We start from the raw sequence: 21880 nt of genomic DNA, 5'->3' as shown, positions 1-21880 counted from the left end.
ATGCAGCAACCGATTATCAAGACTAAAGATGAGGTGATGACGTGGATTGGAAAAAAGTTATTCTGCTGATTACCACATCTTTGACACTGCTGATGGCTACACCTGCTCATGGAAGGATCGAGGCGGCTGTTGCTGCAAGCGATCTTCAAGCTGATGCCGAGTTGGGTGCGGCTGCCACTGTGTTACGAGTTGGCGATAATTTTACGATTGCATTGAAAGGCAGCAGGTTGTCGAATTTGGTAGCCTTCGAAGCATTTGTGGAGCTTGAACCAGATAGGCTCGCTCTTGTTGAAGTAAAAGCCGGATGGAATGGATATGATGCCTCCCCTTCAATGAAGGGGAGCACAGTCCTCCATTTTGCCTCGACCCTGTTGGGCAAGCAAACTGGATATAGCGGTAGTAGAACGTTAAGTGAATTTAAGTTCAAAATCCTCAAAGCTGGGGATATCAAGTTGAAGCTTAGTAAGATTGTTTTCGTTGATTCTAGTTTTCAAAGTGTGACCATCGAGAAGGATAAGGAGTTACATCTGTCAGCTGTAAACAGTAGTATGCCTACACAAGAGCCGACAGCATCACCGACATCAACAGGAACATCAACAGCAGCACCAACACCTGCACAGCCTGCAATTGATCCGAACGCAAGGATGGTACTTCTGCCTGTATCCCCGGATAAAGCGAACGAATACTTTCGGATAACCGCTTCGCAATCGGGCCTGCCTGGTAGCTTATATCCAGCCGGCGAACTCGTTGATATTCAATTTACAGCAAATGAGTCGAAAATTGTTCTATCCGTCAAGGATGTAGACAGTAAGGATATCCATATGCTTGGTGTATATCATTTGGATATGAACAGCCAAAAGTGGGTGTATGTCGGAGGCAAGCTCGATAAGAACCGCATAGAGATGTCGTTCGTTGCGAAGCAATCAGGGATGTACGCAATCATGGCGTACGATCGCTCTTTCCAGGACTTATCAGGCCATTGGGCTCGTTCTATTATCGAACACATGGCGGCAAAGCATATTGCTCAAGGAACAGGCATGGATACATTTGAGCCGGAAGCTGCGGTCTCGCGTGCAAGTTTCGCTGCTTTTCTTGTTCGTTCTCTTGGTATGAGCACCCATGACCCGATTGGTCTGTCTTTTCGCGACGTTGAGGAGGAGGCGTGGTACAACCCCGTCATAACTGCTGCCGTCCATAATGGTATCATCGATGCCGATTCGGGATCTATTAGACCTAATGAGCCCATTACGAGGGAAGAAATGATCGTTATGCTGATGCGCACTTTTTCAAAATTCCATGTGAATGTAGATTCCCTGCCAAGTACTGTTGTTGACTCACAAGGAGGGGAAACCGCGTTTGATGATGCTGGAGATATGGCCGACTGGTCTTTGGCAGCGGTGAAGCAGGCAAGGGCACTTGGTATTATCGAAGGGGCGAAATCCAACCACTTTTTCCCTAAAGAACAAGCAACAAGGGCGGAGTCAATGGCTGTCATTTTACGGTTGCTGGAACATTTGTAGGTAAAAAAAGTACCAATCGAATGTCAAACTGCTCATCTATGAATTCAAGAGCGCTTAAAGGATAATAAACGTAAGGGAATACAAGATAACAACTTTGGAAGGTGATGAAAGGTGAAAAAATCTTTACTTGTCATACTAACGGGATTATGTGTGTTAACAACAGCGTGCTCAGAGAACAGCAAAACGGCAGAGAACAGCAAGCCAACAGTAAGCAGTGATACGAAAGCAGTTACAGAAAATACCAAACCAGCCAGACTCAATCTTCGCTTCATGATTCCGGTTGGGACCGAATTTGCCAATGCGACATTGCCTGCGGCTGACAAGGACTTTGTTAAAAAAGCAATCGAAGAGAAATTTAATGTAGATCTGAAGCTCGATTACTTTGTTGCAGGTGAGGACTATAAGAATAAAATGAATGTTCAGCTGGCTGGCGGCGATATACCCGATATTTTCATCGGGGATGCCGCTGCATCGCAAAAGTATGCGACAGACGGGCTGTTGGCTGATTTGACCTCTTATTTCAATCAACAAACGATGCCTAACTACTTCAAATGGGTCAAGCAACAAGAGCTAGAATCATTCCAGATGAAAGGGATGAACATCAACCGTGGGATTCTACCTTTCTTAAGAAATCAATATCCAGCGTGGTATGTACGTCAAGATTGGTTAGAAAAGCTTAATCTGAAAGCTCCAAAGTCTTACGATGAGATGCTTGAGGTTATGCGCAAATTCACCAATGGCGATCCGGATGGGAATGGTAAAAAAGATACGTATGGTTTCTCGGTATCAGGTAATGGAGCGAGCGTACCTTTTGATTTCCCAATGTGGCTGGCCAACGGATTTGTGGCTGATTTCCAAATCGCCAATAACACTTTCGTTGATAATCGGACTGACCTAGGTGTTCAGAAAGTTATTCAGGATATTATTAATGTGACGAATGAAGGCATTATCGACCCGGACTGGTTCTTAAGTAAATCTCCTGGACATTTGGATAAAGCGGTTCAGAATAAAATAGGGATTTTCTTCAGTGGAACTGAGAATGTCGCGCTGGAAGGCACTCCGAACAGTGTTCAAGCCCGAACAAAAGCTATTGATCCCAAAGCGAATTGGCAGCCATTCAATCCGTTCCCGGATAAACCTGCGATCTGGAAAAATGGTGTACCTGAAACATCCGTAATGGTCGGCAAAACGGTAGTCGAGAAAAAGCCGGAAAACATCAAACGATCTTTCGAAATTTTGAATTGGTTGGCTAGTGAAGAAGGATATTTATTGACCCACTATGGTCAAGACGGTAAGCATTATAAGAGGGATGGCAAGAAAATTACACTTGTTCCGGAAGCGTTTGATGCAGATATCGCGAATGCGGGCAACTGGCTCGGCATCTATCGTTTCTTTACACCGGAAGAGCCGGCTGTTCTCGGATTTGAAATTAACGATCCACGCGTTTCCCCACGTGACCAAGCTATATTGAAAACGGTGGCTTCGTTCCCTAAACATGACGCGCTTCCGCCTGTTTCGCTCCAACCTCCACAGGGGATGAATATCGGTGATTTGCGCAAGGAAATGAACAAGTTGCACATTAAAATGATCTTTGAAGACAAGAACGCCGATAAATGGCCGCAATACCGTGAAGAACTCATGACGAAGTTCAGTGGAAGAGCCATATTCCAAGGGTATACGGATCAAATCAATTCTGTCATGAAAGATAAAAAACTGAGCGAGTTCAAGTAAGATAATGGCAAGAAAACCCTGTTGAATGCAGGGTTTTCTTCTTCTCGGAAAGCAACCTGACAAGAAAGGGAGAAATGGCAATGAACCGAAACATAACGGCGACGAAGCAATCGATTGCCACCCCGCAAAGCACCGGATTGCGTAAATCACTAAGAAGAATTTATCGCAGCAAATGGATGATCATTATGATGATTCCCGGTCTGCTTTATTATTTGTTATTTCATTATGTGCCAATGGCAGGAATCCTGATTGCCTTTCAGGATTATAATCTCCTTAAGGGAGTATGGGGAAGCCCGTGGGTTGGATTAGATAATTTTGTAACTGTCTTTAAGTCCCCCGATTTTCCGCTCATTATGAAAAACACGCTGTTAATAAGCTTCTATCGGATTGCGTTCAATATGCTTCCGGATATGTTGTTAGCGCTCATGCTTAACGAGATCCGTTCCCCTTGGTTTAAACGTGTTGTGCAGACCATTACGTATGGTCCACACTTTCTCTCGTGGATCATTGTTTATGGAATTGTTTTTTCCTTTTTTGCTCCTGGAGCGGGACTAATATCAACGTTTGTACGCGATATGGGATGGGGCGAACTGAATCTGCTTACGGATGAAGATTATTTCCGCCCACTGCTAATTGTTTCTGATTTGTGGAAAAATGTAGGTTTTGGTGCCATTATTTACTTGGCTGCACTTGCGACGATCAATCAAGAGTTGTATGAAGCTGCTGTTGTGGACGGGGCAGGAAGATGGCGGAAAATGTGGCATATTACGCTGCCCGGTATACGATCGGTATTCATACTGCTGCTTATTCTTCGGATGGGTAACATTCTCGATGCAGGATTCGATCAGGTCTATATATTTCTGAATGCGAGGGTATACGATGTTGGTGATATTATTGATACGTGGGTCTTCCGACAAGGACTTGAACAGCTGGATTTCAGCCTCGCAGCGGCAACAGGGGTTTTCAAATCTGTTATAGGTTTGGTCTTCATTCTAGGGGCGAACAAAATAGCCAAAAAAGTCGGAGGTTCAGGCATATGGTAACCAAAGTAGATCGCCTTGTCGACATTGTACTTTATACGGTACTGGCATTATTTGCTTTATCGACGTTGTTTCCACTGTATTTCGTGGTTATTATGTCGGTAACGCCGTATACGGAGGTTCTGCGTAATGGCGGTTTTATTGTATGGCCGAGTTCGGTTACGCTGGATGCATATAAGCAAATATTCGCAAGTAAAAGGATTCCAGATGCTTTACAAATAACGGTTTTCGTCACTGTCGTGGGCACTTTCTTGAATCTGCTTGTGACTACGCTGCTGGCCTATCCGCTTTCCAAGAGATCTACACCATGGCGGAACGGCATATTGTTGGCTATCATCTTCACCTTACTATTTAATGGTGGATTGATTCCCACCTATCTAGTCGTAAGAGGACTTGGCTTGTACAACACAGTCTGGGCACTTATCGTGCCTGGGATGGTATCCACGTTTAATTTTCTAATTATGAAAACTTATTTTGAAGGAATTCCACAGGAAGTTGAAGAAGCTGCGCGCGTTGACGGATGCGGTGAATTAGCAACACTTTTTCGAATTGTGCTTCCATTATCGGCTCCCATTATGGCAACTATCGGCCTTTTTTATGGGATCGGTCACTGGAACGAATATTTCAAGGGCATTATGTACGTAACGGAAAAGAGTTTGGCTCCCATACAAGTTGTCTTGCGAAACATGATTCAGACACCAAGCGTGAGCCAGGAACTATCGCTGAACTCGACGAATCTGGCGCAATTACCGCCGGAAACAATCAAGATGGCGACAGTAACGGTTGCGATCCTGCCCATTATACTTGTGTATCCGTTTCTGCAAAAGTATTTCATAAAAGGCGTCATGATCGGTGCGATCAAGGGATAGTGATATAAAGGGCTCGGCATAGTCGGAACTTTCCGAATAGCCGCAGCCCTATGTTAGTTATATGTTAAACTATGTTCATAGTTGTTTGATTTCATCCATCCTTCACATCGGAGGTATAGTTACAAATGGTCGCTTTACTCACAAGGATTACAAAGGCGTATAAACGATCTGTCCAGTTTCGGTTAACGAGTTATTTTCTGATCATTCTCGTCCCGTTGATTGGAGTCAGTATGTTTGCCAGTCTTCGTTCTGAACACATTTTGGAGCGTAAAGTAAACGAACAAACAACGGTCGCACTGTCTTCCGCTTTGGAAGCCATCGATTTGACGATGGATAATATCGAGAATATGTCCATGGTGCTCGCTACTGATACCAATCTGAATGAACTATTGAACCGCAAGGAACCGCAATTGACTGCCGAGATGACCATGGATTTTCAAAAAGTGCTTTTGCAGCTGTCGAACATGAATTCTGTCAACACTTATTTAGCGCAATTATCCATCTATCATGCGTACTCCCAAACCGTCCTATCTTCTAAATACGGAGGCAGGAGGATGGACGAGTTGCCAGAGCAGTCCTGGTATATGAATTTATTAAAGTCCGGAGGCAAGAGTCAGCTCTTACTTCCGCGGACAAGCGAATTCAATTCATATCAGCAGTTAGACCAAACGTTTCAACCGGGTTATATCACATTGATGCGCACGATGGACCCGTTTAAACCAGGTGACCGCAAACATGTACTGATGATCACTTTGGATGCCAATCATATTAGGAAGCATCTCGATACGCTTATCAATGACAACTATGAAAGCGTTTATCTTCTTACTTCAGATAACCGTTTAATTGCAGGAACGAGCACAAATGAAGTTCCTCCCTTATGGTCAGACGATACGGAAAACATGCTGATTCGCAAATCCGAGCAAACGGGTGAATCGGAAATGTTAGTACGTTACCGTTCATCCATTTCTGGATGGACGGTTATTATGGTTAAACCCGCTACTGCCATGTATGCAGAACTAAACCAGTTAAGGACGTTTATGTACATTATTATCGGGATGAGCTTCTTATTGACGATATTGATCTCGTGGATCGTTTATCGGGGCATAGCTTCGCCTCTGAGCTCGCTTGCTTATGGGATGAAGCAGGTACGGCTTGGCCGACTGGACACGAATCTGCCGAACAAGCGAGAGGATGAGTTCGGATATTTGATGAATGCTTTCAACGACATGGCGTTGGAGCAGAAGCATTTAATCGAGAACATCTATGAACAACAGCTGCTTAGGCTGAAGGCGGAGCTTCGTGTTCTTCAATCGCAGATTAATCCGCATTTTCTCTATAATACACTGGATACCATATATAGCATGGCTGAAAATTATGAAGCCGAAGAGATAACGGAAATGGCGCTTAATTTATCCAAATTTTTCCGATTGAGTTTAAGTAAAGGCCATGATGAGTTCACCGTTGAGGAAACCATTGAACATCTTCAATATTACTTACGGGTTCAGGCATTACGGTTCATTGATAAACTCTCTGTGTCCATCACGGTTGACGAAACATGCAAGCCTTATCTCGTCTTAAAGTTGCTGCTACAGCCGATTGTAGAGAATGCGATCTTGCATGGATTGGAACAAAAGAAGAAGGATGGACTTGTCAGGATCGACTGTCGATTGGATCAAGGGAATCTTCGTCTGGAAGTGTCCGATAACGGAAAAGGTATTCATCCAGAGAGACTTAGCTATATTCGGGATGAACTTGCGAAGGTTTCGGTATATACAGGAAAAGCATGGGTGCAAGAAATAAGAAGGAACGATCTATACGGCTTATGGAATGTAAAAGCTAGGCTTAAACTGTATTACGGCGAGTCAGCAGATTTGACAATCGAAAGTGTAGAAAATGAGGGAACCACTGTTATTTTATGGATCCCAATCGGAGGTGCTTATGAATCTGATGATCGTGGAAGACGAATTACGGCTTCTTAATAATATCGCTCACAACATTCCTTGGGAAGAGCAGGGGATTGAGGTGGTTGCTACAGCGGATAATGGAGCAGATGCATTCAGACTATTTGAGCAAGTAAAGCCAAATATTGTACTCATGGATATTCAGATGCCGGAATTGGATGGGTTGACTTTGGCTAAACATATACGCGAAGCCGATCCCCTCGTGAAAATTATTGTGCTTAGCGGGCATGATAATTTCACATATGCGCAGACCGCAATTGAGCTTCATGTTGTGAAGTATCTTCTGAAGCCGTCCAGCAATGCCGATGTGCTGCAAGCGGTATTGGATGCACGCGAAATCATTCGACAGGATTTGGAAGCAAAGTATAACCAGGAATTAATGCAAAAGCAGTGGATGGAGCACTTGCCAAGGCTTCAGGACTTATTTTATCAAAACTGGACTGCAGGAAAATATGCGGAATGGGAAATCGAACAGCGCAGTCGTGAATTAATGATTACTCTTCCATATGATGGCTTATGGACTGTAGCGGTCGTCGATCCTGATCCTTTGACTAACTCGAATGGCAGATTTATCGCTGAGGATATCACGTTACTGAAAATCTCTTTGCTTGGGATGGCAAAAGAATTTCTGGATAAAGTACCTTGCTTCATTTTCTCCGAATCTGATGGGGCCACGGTGCTTGTATTCTTTGAATCTTCATATAAGGAGAAGGAACTTCGTCCGGTGAATGATTTCATGGCGGAAGTTCACCTGCATATGACTAGGCTATTGTCTGTATTTAAGGAGTTTCTGAAGACAACCGCAAGCGCAGGTATCGGCCGAGCTGTTGACAAGAAAATGTCAGTGAGCAATTCTTACCGAGAAGCTTTTCATGCGTTAAAAGAAAGAGTGGTGCACGGGCACGATATCGTCGTCCCTTATCGAGACGAGCGACAACCGCATAACGCTCCAGCTTCTGATATTCAGATGGAAAAGGTGCTGGCTCATGCCTTGGAGTCTGGTCAAAGAGATAAGGCCATCGCGATAATCGATGAATGGTTCTATCTTCATGTGGAACAGGCAAAGTCAAGCGGCGAGGTGCACGAAAATATTTTAATCCTAAGCTCACTCATCGTTCATCTTATCCAATTACAAGCGTGGCCACTGAAGGAAGTTGTCGGACATCATTTCGATTATTTTCATAATCTTCGTGCCTTAGTTACCAAAGAACAGACGCTTCAATGGCTCTATGGGATCGTAGATCATATCTGTTTATATGTTAACGAAAGTAAGAATAAAAGCCGGCACGAACTGATTAGTAAAATGATTGGTTTGGTCGAAGCGAGCATCGATGAAGATATTGGTCTGCATGAGGTAGCAAGCAAGTTATATATTAATGCCTCTTATTTATCTAGGTTATTTAAGCAACATATGGGGCAATCTTTTACTTCTTATATCGTGGAACGCAAAATGAAACTGGCTATGCAGTGGTTGACGGATGGCATGAAAGTATCAGAGACAGCAAACCTTCTGGGATATCGGGATTTCAGCTATTTCACAAAAGTATTTCGCAAGATGTGGGGGGTTACACCCGCTGATGTGAAGAATAAAAAAATAGTTACATAAACGGTAACCCGACACCAAATGGTGTCGGGTTACAACTGGCTACGCTAATAGCCGCGAAACTATACCATGGCAGTAGTTGCATCACAATACAGAGAATGTGCTAATATGGAAGCAATACGTATAACCAATAGAAAGGATGTACACATGCAAATCAATCAATTAATTTCGAATAACATTAACAGATTAGATGCAACCATACCCGTAGATAAATCATTAGGTATTGCTGGTTTATCTGGATCGGGTAAAACAACTTTCTGTCAGACTATCGGGGAAGAATCCAAGAAACGTCTCGTTTCCCTATTACCTAAAGCTGAATATCAGTATCTATTTCCTGAGATTATGGAAACAAATTTCAGTGCCATCAAGATGGCGGACATGCCGCTAGTCCTTTTTCTCGGAAAATCATCGATTTCATCCAATCCTCGTTCAACCATTGGCACACATACTGGCGTCTTCAAAGAGATTCGCGATCGTATGGCCGAACAATTCAATCTATCTCCAGAAGTATTTTCCTTTAATAACCCTTTAGGCTGGTGTCCGGATTGTAAAGGGCGCAGCACAACACAAAATGTTGAATGTTCCAAGTGTAAAGGGAAGCGCTATAATCCCGAAGTTGAGCAATATAAGTTGAATCTAAGGAATGAACTACATAGCATCTCCGATATCAATAACTTAAGCATTGAAACAATCCTTTCTCTTGCAGAAGAATTACATATCAGTGAAGCCAAGCAGCATATTCTTCAAAATTTGATCTCTATGAATATCGGTTACTTAACCTTAAATCGGATTATGGGAACATTATCAGGTGGTGAATTAACTCGTCATTATTTGGCTGAATTCATGGCTACCAGTGAAAATACGGTCATTATTATTGATGAAATCTCTGTTGGTCTTGACCATGAAACGCTTTTGAAAATTCTAGAACAAATAAAACAATTAGGCTATAAGAATCAAATATGGCTCATTGATCATTCCGATACGGTGCTGGATACAACGGATGAGCAATTGTTCTTCGGACCAGGCAGTGGGAAATATGGCGGGAAAATTGTCGAAGAATCACCGCGTCCTAAACCAGTCCTTTGGGAACAAAACCCGGCGGCGCCAACTGACTTTTATCAATTTCTGGACCTCTATTGTCGGAATATTCAAATGGCTGAAATTCAAATTCCCAAGAATAGATTAGTCACCTTTACTGGCGAGTCAGGATGCGGTAAATCAACACTCGTGAATGAGTGTATGTCCAAAGATTTTCAGAAACGTTATCCCAAAGATAAACTGGTCATGGTTGGACAAGATCGCAATCAATCGATCACGAGCCGGTCAACCGTTGCTACTTTTCTTGATATTAAGAAGAAACTAACCAAGTATAACGAAGAAACAGAGGATGATATTTTTCAACGTTCAATTGAAGATATTATTGAAGATTTGCCGAACGAAGATATCGCTCGTAAACGATTGAGCTTATTGAATAAACTTGGTCTTGGCTATCTGACATTAGAAAGAAAAACACAGTCGTTATCCACGGGTGAATTTCAATGTGTTCATTTAGTATCGGAGTTATTCGCGAATTCGAGAAACCCGCATACGCTGTTTATTTTTGACGAACCTTCGAAAGGGTTATCGCAAAATATTTTAAACCAATTCATCGATAGCGTGAGGGTCATTCTGGAAGATGAATCGGTCTCAATCCTGATGATTGAACATAATGCCTATATGCTAGAAAGCTCTGATTTTATCGTTGATTTTGGCAAAAGACGGCAGGAACCGATTGGGCATCTGGATGTTGTTTCTCATGATGACTACTATCGTCTAAAAAATAAGGAAGATCATTCAGCTCCTTTGCATATTTCTTCTGCTCTTAAGCAACAAAAAGGTATTCAACACTTACAAGAAAATCAGATCAACTATTTTAAACAGGCAGAAAACATCTATAAGGGCGGCATTTTAAAAAGCTTATCTTCGATGGCTCGATTGATCTATGGAGAATATGAATCTGACAAAATTGCACCTGTGATCGCGATTGATCTTGAACGACACCTATATAGTCAATATAGCTTTCTCTATGAAATCGGCGGGCTAATCAACCATATTGTAGCTTCTCATCCGACCAATAAAGATACAAGAAGCTTCGATTTCTATTATCAAGATAATCATTGTCCATGTTGCTCGGGTCGTCGTGTCATTGAAAGATTCGATATGGATGTGCTCATTCAAGATAAAACAGTGCCATTTTTCGATGGCTTATTATTGCCAGAAGTGATGGATGTCTTGAAATACTATCAGCATGCGAAGCTGCACTTCCTTTTCGAAGAGATCAAGAATGAACTTGGTCACGATATTAGTAAAAGTTATCATGAGATGACAGAAGCAGAAAAGAATACATTCCTATATGGATATTGGGAAAAGTCATTTTATGATAAAGCGGGTAAGGCATCGAGAACGTGGGAAGGTTTTAATCTTATCCTCGGACGGTATATGGTTATTTCGAAAAATCTGACGATTAAAGAGGCAATGAAAGCCTCTAGAGAAATGATCACCTGCCCTGTATGTCATGGAACTGTATTAAATCATCATAAGAAATTAAAATTTAATGGCGCGGATATTCGCGAAATTATTCAGCAACCTGTAGATAAGGTCATTCAAGCCGTAGGGAATTTGCCACAATTAGAGCAATTAAGATCCATTGTTGGCGGAGACTTCGCACTTTCGGAAGATGTCTCGTTATTGCCAAGGGAAACACAAGTTGCCCTTAAAATGTACGAGCTAGAGCTTGCTAGCTTTGTGGGTTATGAAGTGGTTTTACAAAATGCCGTGCCTTTCTGGGATGGGATTAAAGGTAATCTTGATGCGATCAGCTCCAAAAACTTGATAACCATCTGTGATTTTGCCAATATTATGGAAACAAGAGAAACTATTATTGATAAGTATTTCACGAATGGAAAATATAAAAAACTCACTTATGTCTATGAAGCATTTGGTTACAATAAAATTGTTACCCAAATTAATAAAATCAAAGGAAGTCATCCGTGCCCATTCTGTGGCGGTAAGAGAGTCATTTCCGAGGATGGACTTCATGATGGTGTACAGAAATTATCCGTCCCATGTGTAAGTTGTTATGTTAGTGGCATCAATGATGAGGGACGCAAGGAAATCGTCGATGGCGTAACTGTGCAAACATGGCTTACTGGCAAAGTTAGTGATGTTGTTGATAAAAGCAAAGTGAACGAGTCTGTTGCAGATATACCGATTTACAACCGTATACGTGAACTGAATAAACAAGATATGATGGCGGTTTATCATAGCTTGAAGTGACTAATCAGCGCTAACCTTCGTGGTTAGCGTTTTTCTTATTTTTCAATATTCACTTGTGAGAATATTCCCAATGTGGTATATTGATTTCAGTAAGAAAAAACTTCCAAGAACGAATGAGAAACACATGCAATTACAGCATGAGGACGGATGATGACCATGAATCCTAACGTCATGAGTGCATTGGCAGAGCCTAACCGCATGAGAATTGTTGATCTTTTGCGTGAACGGCCACTCACAGTAGGGGAAATCGCGGAACGGCTGCAATTGCGTCAGCCTCAAGTATCCAAACATTTACGCATCCTTAGTGAAGCTGCCATTGTTGAGGTAAGGGTGGACGCAAATCGCCGTATCTACAAGCTGTTGCCAGATCCTTTCCGAGAGTTGAACGATTGGCTCGAGAACTACCGCGTCATCTGGGAAGAACGATATAACCGTCTAGATGACTATTTACAGACACTTCAGGGTAAGGATGTACGGAAAGAACAACAAGATTAATCAGATAAGATTACTTTATACAAAATAATGAAAATTCGAGGAGGAAGTTTAACATGACAAATCAAATGGTTTCTACAGTAGAGGACAAAGTTCTTATTCTTGAGCGTGAATTCAATGCTCCACGTGATCTGGTTTTCCAGGCATTTACACAGGCAGAACATCTAAAACATTGGTGGGGACCGCGAGGTTGGACACTTCCAGTATGTCATGTTGATTTCCGCGTCGGCGGAGTTTGGCATTATTGCATGAAGTGCGAAGACAAGAATCAGGGCGATTACTTTGGCATGGAATCATGGGGTAAGGCAGTTTACAGCGAGATTGTTGTACCCGAGAAAATAGTGTATGTAGACTTTTTCTCCGATGCAGAAGGCAATGAAGCGGAAAACATGCCATCTACGCGCGTTACGCTGACCTTCATCGAAACAGAAACGGGTACCAAGCTCATTAACCGCGGAGAATATGCATCAGCTGAAAGCCTGCAACAGGTGCTGGATATGGGCATGATGGAAGGTATCACGGATACTTGGAACAGACTTGGTGAACATTTGGAGTCTATACAAGAAAGTGCATAAACGTTTCATAAGGCCGCTAATTTGCGGCCTTTTTTCAGTGTGACAAAAGAAATCATCGAAACACTTGAACCTGACGTAACGTCATGATTTATAGTATAGTTACCGGTAAACAGCTAGCACAGCCTAAAGGAGATGATTATGAAGCAGCTTTGGAAAGTGGGAGAGCTTGCTAAACTAACAGGACTTACGATACGGACATTGCGATTTTACGATCAAATCAGCTTATTCTCGCCTTCAGCACATTCCGAATCGGGACATCGATTGTACAATGAGGGAGATCTGTCGCGGCTACAGCAAATTTTATCGTTAAAAGAGCTCGGATTATCATTAGATGAGGTCAGGTCCGTATTAACAGGCGAGCAATTCAGTCCACTGGAGATCGTTTCGTTGCAAATTGCCCGACTGAAAGAAAATATTCGGATGGAGCAGAATCTTTTACTCGAATTAGAGTACGTATCCAATCTGATGTCGTTGAAAGAACCTGTGACGGTTGATGACTTCACCAAATTATTGGAAACCATGAAGAAGAGTCATGAGAAATTGATTATCGAACGTCGGTTGTCATGGGAACGCCGCTTAGATCTGTTAGGTGAACTCCTAGACGGGAAATCCGATGATTCAAAACAAGGGAGCTGACAAGTATGAATGAACGAACTGCCGTACATAACACCTTCGTAGTTGAACGCATCTATAAAGCCTCGCCGACACGTGTATTTGCTACTTGGGAGGATCCTAAACTAAAAGAGATGTGGTTTTCCAAAGCCGATGAATTCGACTTCCGGGTTGGTGGTAAGGAAAAGAGTCAAGGAGGCCCTCCAGGTGGACCCATCTTCACCTTTGATGCCACGTATCAAGATATTATTCCGAATGAGCGCATTGTTTATAGTTACACATTGGATATGGATGAGAAGCGGATGTCGAGTTCTGTGACAACTGTCGAGTTCAAGCCTGAGGGAACAGGTACCAAGCTGATTTTTACTGAACAAGGCGTCTTTCTAGATGGCCATGATACACCTGAACAACGTGAACATGGGACTACGATCATGTTGGACAATCTGGGCAAGCAGTTGGAAAATTAATAGATCAACGATAAAACAGACCGGCCGAGAGGCCGGTTTTATTGCGTTCTTTATAAAAAAAAGAACCTCACACCAGTGTGAAGTTCTTAAGATCCTAAATTTTGAATTCGATTGATGAAGTTTGTAATATCACTAATTGTTGTGAGTATTTGTGAATTTTGAAGCGAATCAAGTGCCAAATGACCATTGACTAACACGTTATTGATCTCATCCAGCAACACTTTATTTTTTTCTACCAATTGTTGATGAATATCCTTTGCGATCGTTGGGACACTTTTCAAATTAAATTGTTCGATGTCATTTTTTATCCCGATTAATTGATTTTCGAGTGCTTGTTTGGTCTCTGGATTCAAGGCTGCATCTTTCATCATTTGAGGGGCTTGTTGAGCAAAAGTACTCAATTTGTTGATATGTTCAGTGGCCAGATTTACGTAATCCAACGAACTGTTTACTTTTTCCACTAACGAACAGGCACTCAATAGAAGGGTTGATACAACTACAAATAGTAACATCCGTATCCTCATGTTTTTCACTCCCTTACGGTTCTTTTTCCAGAATAGAAAACACTCCTCTTGTTGTTTATTACGTTTTTCTAGAAAGCGGGTTTCAAGCATCGCTGGGCTTATCGGCAAAATGGAAAAATAAGTTCATTTCCAGCTCAACTTGTGTTACTATTTTATCAAATCGTAACACTGCACACGTGAACATTGAGGGGAGAGATGAATTTGAATCACCGATTATCCATGATTCTGATTGTATTGACTGTACTAACCTTCGTAACTGCTTGTACGAAAACAAAGCCTCAGCCAGTGCCTGAATCAGCTAAGAAGGAGATTGTTCTAGCCATTGGGGGAGAGCCTGAGTCAGGTTTTGATCCCACAACGGGATGGGGGCGCTACGGTTCACCCTTATTCCAAAGCACCTTACTCAAACGAGACAAAGAATTACATGTTGTCAATGATTTAGCTACAGGGTATGAAGTAAGTCAGGATGGCATGGTTTGGACAGTAAAACTACGAAATGACGCCAAGTTCAGCGATGGTAAACCACTAACTGCGACAGATGTTCAATATACCTTCCAAGTCGCTTCATCAAGCGGTTCATCCATCGATCTGAGCAACTTAAAAGGCGTAGAAGTCACTGATGAAACGACGGTTAAGTTTACGCTCAAAGAACCCCAATCAACGTTTACACAAATGCTAGTTTCAACTGGTATTGTTCCCAAGCATGATCATGACAAAGATTATGCGCTGAAACCGATTGGCTCAGGGCCTTATAAATTAGTTCAATGGGATAAAGGTCAGCAATTGATCGTGGAAGCTAATCCAGATTACTACGGGAATAAGCCGTTTTTTCAAAAAATCACATTCCTCTTCCTAGGTGAAGATGCTGCTTTTGCTGCTGCGAAGGCGGGAACGGTTGACATGGCTGCCATACCAGCAGCTTTTAGTAAACAAGCGGTGAGCGGAATGGAATTGAAAGCTGTTAGAACTGTCGACAATCGCGGCATTATGTTTCCTTATGTGAAAGCAGGTAGTAAAACGAAAGAAGGCTATCCAATAGGTAATGATGTTACAGCCGATTCCTCCATTCGGAAGGCTATTAATTTCGCCATTGACAGAAAAAGCTTAGTGCAAGGTATTCTTGAAGGTCATGGTACACCAGCTTATACTCTAAATGATGGTCTCCCATGGTTTAATCAAGAGTCCGTCATCACGGATGCAGACATGAGTGCAGCGAAGAAGCTCCTTGCAGATAACGGATGGAAAGATACGGATAATGATGGCATTGTTGAAAAAGGAGCATTAAAGGCAGCGTTTAATCTGCTTTATCCTTCTAGTGATGTTACTCGTCAATCGCTTGCCATTGCTGCCGCAGATATGCTGAAACCTCTAGGTATTCAGGTTAAGGCAGAGGGGAAAAGCTGGGATGAAATTGAGAAACAGATGCATGCGAGTCCGGTCCTTTTGGGCTGGGGCAGCCATGATCCGCTGGAGATGTATAATGTCTACAGCAATAAATTTGGCGGCGTAGAATATTACAATCCTGGCTATTACAACAATTCAAAGGTTGAAACCTATATGACACAAGCATTACGGGCAACGAATGAGAAAGATGCTTGGGCATTTTGGAAAAAGGCACAATGGGATGGCGAAACGGGGTTAAGCGCTAACGGTGATGCGCCATGGGCATGGTTAGTGAATCTAGATCATCTCTATTTGGTTAAATCTGGTCTCGATATCGGTAAACAAAAGATTCATCCGCATGGACATGGTTGGCCAGTCACCGATAACATTGAGGAATGGCGATGGAATTCATAAAACTTTTTCGATTTATCCTACGTAAAGGACTAGGTTTAGGACTACTGCTGCTTGCTGTGAGTGCGATTTCATTTATGCTCGTTCACTTATCTCCAATTGATCCGATTCAAGCTTATGTTGGCGCCGATATGATGAGGGTTAGTGCAGAGCAGCGCGAGGCCATCGTGCAATATTGGGGATTACATGATCCGCCATTCCTGCGATACTGGTCTTGGTTGAGCGCTATATTGAGTGGCGATTTAGGCACATCTATGATTTACCGTCGGCCTGTGTTAGAGGTGATCGGGGAGCGTTTCGCCGCATCACTAGCCCTTATGGGGGCTGCATGGATTTTGTCCGGACTGATCGGATTCGTGTCTGGCGTAGTAGCCGCCATGAATCGAAATACGTGGGTCGATAGATGTATTCGCTGGTACTGTTATACCCTTAGCTCAACACCAACATTCTGGGTCGGCTTGCTGCTTATGCTTGTATTTGCGGTATGGCTAGGCATTCTGCCCGTAGGACTTGCTGTTCCTGCTGGCACCACTTCGGATCAGGTTCACTTCATAGATCGAATTCGGCATATGATCCTCCCAGTGCTGACGCTTAGCGTGACAGGGATCGCAGCCATTGCATTGCATACGCGAGAAAAGCTAATCGATGTGACAGAAAAAGAATACTGGTTGTTTGCTAGAGCTCGAGGCGAGCGAGGATTCACTATTTTTTGGAGACATGGGCTGAGAAATGTGGCTTTACCGGCTATTACACTTCAATTCGCGTCATTCAGTGAACTGTTCGGTGGAGCCGTCTTAGCTGAGCAAGTATTTTCTTATCCTGGTTTGGGACAAGCAGCTGTAGAAGCCGGGCTTCGCGGCGACATCCCGTTGTTAATGGGCGTTGTGTTATTTAGTGCCTTATTTGTGTACGCAGGAAATGCGATGGCTGATCTAAGTTATCGGTTGATTGACCCGAGGATGAAGGAGGGGAGTCGTTCATGAAGCAGATTTTGCGCGTTGGAATGGGGCTTCCCAAGCTTCATCACCGACTGAGATTATGGATTTCCAGTATGATTGCTGTATTCGTATTACTAACTTTGACGGTTATGTCCATTTGGTGGGATGACTCCGGTCTAGCGACTCATTTGGCACAGCGTAATGTAGAGCCATCCATCTTGCACCCCTTTGGGACGGACTGGTTGGGCAGAGATATGTTTACCCGCACATTGAAAGGATTACTACTGAGTCTAAAAGTAGGGCTAACCGCTGGTATTTCAAGTGTAGTTATTGCCAGTATTATGGGACTTACAGCTGCCGTCATGGGTCCAGTTGTGAATCGTTTTATTCATTGGTTGACGGATTTATTCCTTAGCGTGCCCCATTTAGTGACGCTGCTCTTGATTTCATTTGTGCTAGGCGGGGGGGCTAAAGGCATTATCATCGGCGTCGCGTTGACGCATTGGCCAGCCTTATCGAGGGTTATTCGCGCCGAGGTTATGCAGATTCAAACGGCACCTTATGTTGTTATCTCGCGGAATTTCGGCAAATCCCGTTGGTGGATCGCAACGAGACATTTCCTACCTCATCTAGTTCCACAAATATTGGTGGGCATCATTCTAGTTGTTCCACATGCCATCCTACATGAAGCCTCGATTACCTTTCTCGGGATGGGTCTATCGCCACATGAGCCTGCTATTGGTATTATTTTATCAGAATCCATGCGTTATTTATCTTCAGGTCTGTGGTGGTTAGCCTTGTTTCCTGGCTTGTGCTTGTTAGTATTGGTACGGACTATTGCACTGCTAGGTGAAAATTTAAAGAATTTCGTGAATCCACAACATACGCATGATAAATAAGGACGGAAATGGAAGAGAGAGGAGTTCGCTTATGCTAGAAATTAGCAGGCTATCCATCCGGTTTAATCGGTGGGATCGCCGGATGCGACAGGTACATACAGAAACGATACATAATCTTCATCTCTCCGTTGCAGCGCATGAGATTCTAGCCGTTGTAGGCTCCAGCGGTTCTGGTAAAAGTCTACTCGCGCATGCGATATTAGGCATTCTCCCCAATAATGCACAGGTTTCGGGAAGTATCCAATTTAAAGGCGAAGAATTGACCCCTGAAAGACAAAGACGGATACGAGGGAAAGAAATCGCGCTCATCCCACAGTCTGTAGCGTATCTAGACCCCTTAATACGTGTTGGGGAGCAAGTCCAGCAATCCGTTCGTCAAGGTGATCCAGTGGAACTTAGGCGGAAGGCTTTTAACAAGTATAATCTCGCTGATTATGTGGCAAAATGGTTTCCCTTTCAGTTGTCTGGCGGCATGGCGCGTAAAATTCTTGTCTCGACTGCAACCGTTAGCGGAGCTCGATTGTTAATCGCTGATGAGCCAACGCCTGGACTTGATACTTTGGCGATGGCGGAGACGTGGAGTCGTTTCCGTCAGTTGGCGGATGATGGCTGCGCGGTGATATTGATCACGCATGATATCGAGGCAGCGCTAACTGTATCGGATAGAATTGCTGTATTGTATGCAGGAACGGTTGTAGAAATTGCGCTTCGCAGCGATTTTACGGGAAATGGAGAGCGATTACGACACCCGTACACGAAAGCGTTATGGAGAGCGCTCCCAGGCCAACACTTTGTCGCAATTCCCGGTTCTCAACCATTACCGGACTCTTTACCTAAAGGCTGCGTGTTTGCTCCGCGTTGTTCGTCTGCAACAATTGAATGCGAAGCGTTACAACCAGAGCCGCGAACACTTAGAAACGGTGAAGTGAGGTGTTTGCATGCCACTTGAAGGGAAATCTCTTGGTTATCGCTATAACAAAGGGAAATGGGTTTTGCAGCACATGAATGTTGGGGTGGAAGCTGGAGAGATCGTCGGGCTTGTCGGGCCAAGTGGTTGCGGCAAATCTACGCTTGCGAAATTACTTGCGGGACACCTTCAACCTACTGAAGGTCATGTTCTTCTTGATGGCGGTCCGATTCCTTCAGGCGTACGAAACCCAGTGCAGTTAGTTCTGCAGCATCCTGAACAGGCAGTGAACCCGAAATGGAAGCTGGGGAGAACTTTAGCGGAGTCTGGAACAATGGACGATAACTTGCTAACTGAGCTAGCCATTGAGGAAGAGTGGTTAAATCGTTATCCTAGCGAACTATCTGGTGGAGAGTTACAGCGGATTTGTGTCGCTAGGGCGCTCGGTTCCGGCACTCGTTATTTGATCGCGGATGAAATGACTACGATGCTCGATGCCATTACGCAAGCACAAATTTGGCAATCGGTGCTGAAATGGGCTGAGCGAAATCATACAAGTATACTGGTGATTAGCCATGAGCGCCAATTAGTGAACAGATTATGCAATAGGGTCGTGGAGTTTATGCGTTGATTGACTTATGCGAAAATAACGAAGCAAACTGTTTCCATAAAATCCAACAAGAAAATCGAGTCACTCTTCATGAAGAGAGGATTCGATTTTTTATTGAAAAAATCTCAAAGAATATTACCAAAATCAACGCCAGAATATGATAAAATTAAATTATAACTAGCTAATTTAATAAGATGGTACATCCCTGGGGGGAAAGTTCATGATCTCGAGAAGACAGTTTATCAAAAGATTGCTAGCAACTGCGTTCGCATTAACTGGTGTTGGCGCGCTGCTCAAACAAACGCTAAAGGGGCCTGAAACGAATGTAGCGCTAGCTGATGTCTCGGAGGAGCAAATCATCCCGGAAGCTTCCGCACAACCAGTTTCGGTTGATTCCAACAATAATCGATTATTGCTATCTTTTTTCTTACTCAGCGATGTGCATATTTCAGACAATGGTACTTCTACGATTACAGATAAACTACATTCCGCCTTGAAGGATATCAGTCACTTTGAAACGCCGGTAGATACGATTGTTTTCGGAGGCGATGTTACGGATGTGGGCCGTGAAGTGGATTACAAGCTGTTCCGAAAAGTATTGGACAAATACAAACTACCTCCTATTTACGCGAATATGGGTAATCATGACTATTACGACATTTGGATAAGTAGTAAGGGAGATTGGTCTGCTGATACCGTGCCTAATGGGAAAACCGACGCAATGTCCCGCGAACGCTTCATGAAATTTTTTGGATATAAGGATAAGCCTTATAAGGATGTATGGATGAATGATGTGCATCTAATTATAATGTCTCAAGAGACGTATGTGCAGGAGAAGCCAGAAGTGGGGGAAGGCGCATGGTATTCGGATGAGCAGCTTGCTTGGCTCGAGAATTGTATGAAGTCCCATGAGGATGGAAAGCCCGCTTTCATCTTCATCCACCAGCCGTTACCAGCACCGGATATGGATGGGAAACCGCCTCAGTTGCTCAGAGCGAAGGAATTCCGGGCCATTTTAGCGCCATATAAGAATGTGTTTGTGTTATCCGGACATACCCATCGTAATTTTGCAACGGAGAATCATTATAATACACAGAACACCTTTCACTGGTTCAATAATGCGTCTGTCGGCAAAACACGAAGTGCTGACAATCTCAATTGTTCGCAGGGCATGTACGTGCAAATCTACAATAACGAAGTGGTGGTTCGTGGTCGAGAATTTTCCGATAAGACCTGGATCGAATCGGCTAAGTACACCGTACCAATGGTTCATATAAAAGAAACGTAGTTGTATAAACCACGTAAATTGTAAATAAGGACAAGGACGTGCTCATGGGGCATGTCCTTTCTTTTTGAAGATCCCACTTATTTACTAAAGTGCGTTATGTGTCATGCTAGGAGCGAGTAGAGAGTGAGTGGGAGTATGTGCAGGAGTATGGGTAGGGGGAGGGAGAAGGGAGAAGGGAGATGGGAGAAGTTAGAAAGTAGAAAGTAGATGGATATGAGTAGGAGTAGAGGGAGGGGGAAAGGAAAGGAAAGGAAAGGAAAGGAAAGGAAAGGAAAGGAAGTGTGGGTACTGAAATTTGTTGCGTTCGAATGGTGAGTAGGTTTGTTGAAAGTTTAGTAAATCTCTTAGGATCCGATGAGAATAAATGGATTTTATACAGTTAAAATTTGGTTTTTCGCGTTCAAAATCAGAATAGATGGATAACCTACAGTTAATTTTAGATATTTTTCTCGATCTGGTTAAAAGAGGTTGTTTTAACTACATATTTTACAGTTAAATCAATTTTTCGAGGAAATCAGCCTGAAATAGATGGACATTTTCCATTTAATACAAAATACAAAAAAGTTGCGTACGTTCTACAATCCCACCAACAAATTCTAAACTCCCTGATCTCAGTTTCCAGACTCAGATCTCAGTGCGCAGACCGCAGACCGCAGATCGCAGACCCAGACCGCAGACCGCAGACCGCAGATCGCAGACCGCAGATCCCAGATCCCAGATCCCAGACCCCAGATC

At 43.2% G+C, this 21880-nt stretch carries 18 protein-coding genes; 17 read left to right on the top strand and 1 reads right to left on the bottom strand.

The annotated features are described in order from the left end of the window. The first annotated feature begins 41 nt into the window (after positions 1-41). From HQN88_RS38285 to HQN88_RS04640, 11 genes are all read left to right on the top strand, one after another. Positions 42-1520 (top strand): S-layer homology domain-containing protein, encoded by a 1479-nt coding sequence (locus HQN88_RS38285; protein WP_173109079.1) that lies wholly within the window; start codon positions 42-44, stop codon positions 1518-1520. Between the two features lie 111 nt (positions 1521-1631). After that, positions 1632-3251 (top strand): extracellular solute-binding protein, encoded by a 1620-nt coding sequence (locus HQN88_RS04685; protein WP_173109078.1) that lies wholly within the window; start codon positions 1632-1634, stop codon positions 3249-3251. Between the two features lie 80 nt (positions 3252-3331). Then, on the top strand, positions 3332-4294 hold the full coding sequence (locus HQN88_RS04680) for an ABC transporter permease (RefSeq protein ID WP_173109077.1): 963 nt from the start codon (positions 3332-3334) through the stop codon (positions 4292-4294). Next, entirely contained in the window at positions 4288-5160 is an 873-nt protein-coding gene (locus tag HQN88_RS04675; RefSeq protein ID WP_173109076.1) for a carbohydrate ABC transporter permease, read from the top strand. Before HQN88_RS04680 ends, HQN88_RS04675 begins: the two co-directional genes overlap by 7 nt. A 125-nt stretch (positions 5161-5285) precedes the next feature. Then, complete coding sequence (locus HQN88_RS04670) at positions 5286-7139, top strand: cache domain-containing sensor histidine kinase (RefSeq protein ID WP_173109075.1); 1854 nt, start codon at positions 5286-5288, stop codon at positions 7137-7139. After that, positions 7099-8727 carry a response regulator gene (locus tag HQN88_RS04665; protein WP_173109074.1) on the top strand — a complete coding sequence of 543 codons (1629 nt, stop codon included), beginning with the start codon at positions 7099-7101 and terminating at the stop codon, positions 8725-8727. The genes HQN88_RS04670 and HQN88_RS04665 overlap by 41 nt, the downstream gene beginning before the upstream one ends. Before the next feature lie 144 nt (positions 8728-8871). After that, positions 8872-12039, top strand: a complete 3168-nt coding sequence (locus HQN88_RS04660; RefSeq protein WP_173109073.1) for an ATP-binding cassette domain-containing protein — start codon at positions 8872-8874, stop codon at positions 12037-12039. A gap of 147 nt (positions 12040-12186) precedes the next feature. Further along, on the top strand, positions 12187-12534 hold the full coding sequence (locus tag HQN88_RS04655; protein WP_337995223.1) for an ArsR/SmtB family transcription factor: 348 nt from the start codon (positions 12187-12189) through the stop codon (positions 12532-12534). A gap of 53 nt (positions 12535-12587) precedes the next feature. Further along, positions 12588-13106 (top strand): SRPBCC family protein, encoded by a 519-nt coding sequence (locus tag HQN88_RS04650; RefSeq protein ID WP_173109072.1) that lies wholly within the window; start codon positions 12588-12590, stop codon positions 13104-13106. Between the two features lie 138 nt (positions 13107-13244). After that, positions 13245-13742: a MerR family transcriptional regulator gene (locus HQN88_RS04645; RefSeq protein ID WP_173109071.1), complete on the top strand. Its 498-nt coding sequence runs from the start codon at positions 13245-13247 to the stop codon at positions 13740-13742. A gap of 5 nt (positions 13743-13747) precedes the next feature. Further along, complete coding sequence (locus tag HQN88_RS04640; protein WP_173109070.1) at positions 13748-14185, top strand: SRPBCC family protein; 438 nt, start codon at positions 13748-13750, stop codon at positions 14183-14185. 86 nt (positions 14186-14271) lie between these two features. On the opposite strand, the gene HQN88_RS04635 is transcribed toward HQN88_RS04640, so the two are convergent. Beyond that, positions 14272-14709, bottom strand: coding sequence for a DUF6376 family protein (locus tag HQN88_RS04635; RefSeq protein ID WP_173109069.1), 438 nt, complete (start codon positions 14707-14709; stop codon positions 14272-14274). A 195-nt stretch (positions 14710-14904) separates the two neighbouring features. Here HQN88_RS04635 and HQN88_RS04630 point away from each other — a divergent pair, with 195 nt between their 5' ends. From HQN88_RS04630 to HQN88_RS04605, 6 genes are all read left to right on the top strand, one after another. Continuing rightward, complete coding sequence (locus tag HQN88_RS04630; protein WP_173109068.1) at positions 14905-16506, top strand: ABC transporter substrate-binding protein; 1602 nt, start codon at positions 14905-14907, stop codon at positions 16504-16506. After that, on the top strand, positions 16494-17486 hold the full coding sequence (locus HQN88_RS04625) for an ABC transporter permease (protein ID WP_173109067.1): 993 nt from the start codon (positions 16494-16496) through the stop codon (positions 17484-17486). Before HQN88_RS04630 ends, HQN88_RS04625 begins: the two co-directional genes overlap by 13 nt. Continuing rightward, positions 17483-18340 (top strand): ABC transporter permease, encoded by an 858-nt coding sequence (locus tag HQN88_RS04620; protein ID WP_173109066.1) that lies wholly within the window; start codon positions 17483-17485, stop codon positions 18338-18340. The genes HQN88_RS04625 and HQN88_RS04620 overlap by 4 nt, the downstream gene beginning before the upstream one ends. Before the next feature lie 31 nt (positions 18341-18371). Further along, positions 18372-19289 (top strand): oligopeptide/dipeptide ABC transporter ATP-binding protein, encoded by a 918-nt coding sequence (locus HQN88_RS04615; protein ID WP_173109065.1) that lies wholly within the window; start codon positions 18372-18374, stop codon positions 19287-19289. Next, positions 19279-19878, top strand: coding sequence for an ABC transporter ATP-binding protein (locus tag HQN88_RS04610; RefSeq protein WP_173109064.1), 600 nt, complete (start codon positions 19279-19281; stop codon positions 19876-19878). The genes HQN88_RS04615 and HQN88_RS04610 overlap by 11 nt, the downstream gene beginning before the upstream one ends. A gap of 199 nt (positions 19879-20077) precedes the next feature. Beyond that, positions 20078-21145: a metallophosphoesterase family protein gene (locus HQN88_RS04605; RefSeq protein ID WP_173109063.1), complete on the top strand. Its 1068-nt coding sequence runs from the start codon at positions 20078-20080 to the stop codon at positions 21143-21145. Positions 21146-21880: the final 735 nt, after the last annotated feature.

Origin of the sequence: Paenibacillus qinlingensis (assembly GCF_013204845.1) — a bacterium.
Lineage (GTDB): Bacteria > Bacillota > Bacilli > Paenibacillales > NBRC-103111 > Paenibacillus_E > Paenibacillus_E qinlingensis.
This window is presented reverse-complemented; position numbering and strand designations above follow the sequence as displayed.